Source organism: Frankia sp. AiPs1 (genome assembly GCF_023716945.1).
In the GTDB taxonomy this organism is placed as follows: domain Bacteria; phylum Actinomycetota; class Actinomycetes; order Frankiales; family Frankiaceae; genus Frankia.
Genome location: NZ_JAMQQF010000839.1, coordinates 1 through 1,836, shown reverse-complemented (window position 1 = coordinate 1,836; position 1,836 = coordinate 1). Strand labels below are relative to the sequence as shown.

At 74.7% G+C, this 1,836-nt stretch carries 2 protein-coding genes; both read left to right on the top strand.

All coding sequences use genetic code 11. The annotated features are described in order from the left end of the window. Positions 1–189: 189 nt before the first annotated feature. Positions 190–861: a phosphoadenylyl-sulfate reductase gene (locus ND748_RS31165; protein ID WP_251749888.1), complete on the top strand. Its 672-nt coding sequence runs from the start codon at positions 190–192 to the stop codon at positions 859–861. Between the two features lie 129 nt (positions 862–990). After that, positions 991–1,836, top strand: an 846-nt coding sequence (gene cobA, locus ND748_RS31160) for a uroporphyrinogen-III C-methyltransferase (RefSeq protein WP_251749887.1), incomplete at its 3' end; no start/stop codon positions are given.

Here is a 1,836-nt window from a genome sequence, read left to right as displayed (position 1 = left end):
GATCACTACCCGCGAGGACGAAATGAGGCCCCAGTGCACCGCCACGTCCAGGTTCATCGGAACGCAGCGGCATCTCTGGGCGGCGCCCCCCCCCCCCCCCCGGGGGCGCTAGCCGGCGAGCGGGCCCGGCGCAGCGGGGGACCAGACGGCACGGCGAGGCGCCGCGCGCGACGACGAGGAGACGAGCTGATGGGTGCCACGCTGCAATCCCGGGCGCTGCGAGCCGGAGACGAGCTCGAAGGCGCGCCGGCCGAGGAGATCCTCGGCTGGGCGGTCGAGGAGTTCGGCCCGAAGCTGGTGGTCGCCGCGTCCATGGCCGAAGCGATCCTGGTCGACATGCTCGCCCGGATCCGGTCCGACGTGCCCGTGGTCTTCATCGACACCGGGTACCACTTCGCCGAGACGATCGGCACCCGCGACGCGGTGGCCGCGACCTACGACCTGCCGCTGATCAGCGTCGGCCCGCAGCTCACCGTCGTCGGCCAGGACGCCGTCTACGGCCAGGACCTGTACCGGACCGACCCCGACCTGTGCTGCCGGATGCGCAAGGTGGTGCCGCTGGACCGGGCGCTGGCGCCGTACGACGCCTGGGCCGCCGGGTCGCGGCGCGCCGAGTCCGCCGGCCGGGCGAACCTGAAGGTCGTCGACTGGGACGAGCGCCGAGGCAAGGCGAAGATCCACCCGCTGGCCGCCTGGACCGACGCCGACGTCGACCGATACGTCGCCGAGCACGAGGTCATCGTCAACCCGCTGCTCTCGGACGGCTACGAGTCCGTCGGCTGCTGGCCGTGCACCCGCCGCGGCGCCGGCCGCGCGGGCCGCTGGGTCGGCACGAACAAGACGGAGTGCGGCATCCACTGACCGGGGCGGCACGGGCCCCCACCGGCCCGACGAACCGACGCCGCTCCGACGCACAGGCGCGGCGTCGGGGCGGTGGGAGATGTGGCGCCGCCCGCGTGAGCACTCGCCTGACGCGGACGAACAGATACGGTGCACGCCGTGGCGGACGGGCGAATCGCAGGCGAGGTCTGGCTGGTCGGGGCAGGTCCAGGAGATCCCGGACTGTTGACCGTGCGGGGTCGTGAGCTGCTCGAGACCGCCGACGTGGTCGTGGTCGACCGCCTCGCCGCGGCCGTCCTGCTCGACGCCGTGCCACCCGACGCGGAGATCATCCACGTCGGTAAGAGCCCGATCGCCCGCTCCTGGGCCCAGGAGAAGATCAACGCGGTCCTCGTCGACCGGGCCCGGGCCGGCGCCCGGGTCGTGCGACTCAAAGGCGGCGACCCCTACGTCCTGGGCCGGGGTGGGGAGGAAGCCCATGCCTGCGCCGAGGCGGGCGTGGCCTGCACCGTCGTCCCCGGGATCACCTCGGCGCTGGCCGTACCAGCGCTGGCCGGGATCCCGGTCACCCACCGCGACCTGGCGCAGGAGCTCGCCATCGTCTCCGGGCACCTGCCGCCCGGCCATCCCGACTCGACCGTCGACTGGACGGGACTCGCCGCCTCCCGGGCGACGATCGTCATCCTCATGGGGGTGGCGCGGCTGATGGACATCGCCGACGCGCTGCTCGCCGGCGGCCGCCCGGAGGCCACCCCGGTCGCGGTGATCGAGCGGGGCGCCACTCCCGCCCAACGGGTCCTGCGCACCACGCTCGACGCCCTGGCCATCGACGCGATCGCCGCGGGTGTGCGCTCACCGGCGGTGATCGTGGTCGGCGAGGTCGCCGCCCGCAACGACGCCCCGGCCGGCGGTGCGGCACCGCTCGCGGGCGTGCGCGTCCTGGTCGCTCGTACCCGGCCCCGCCCGGGCCTGCTGGCCCGCCGGCTGCGCCAGCTC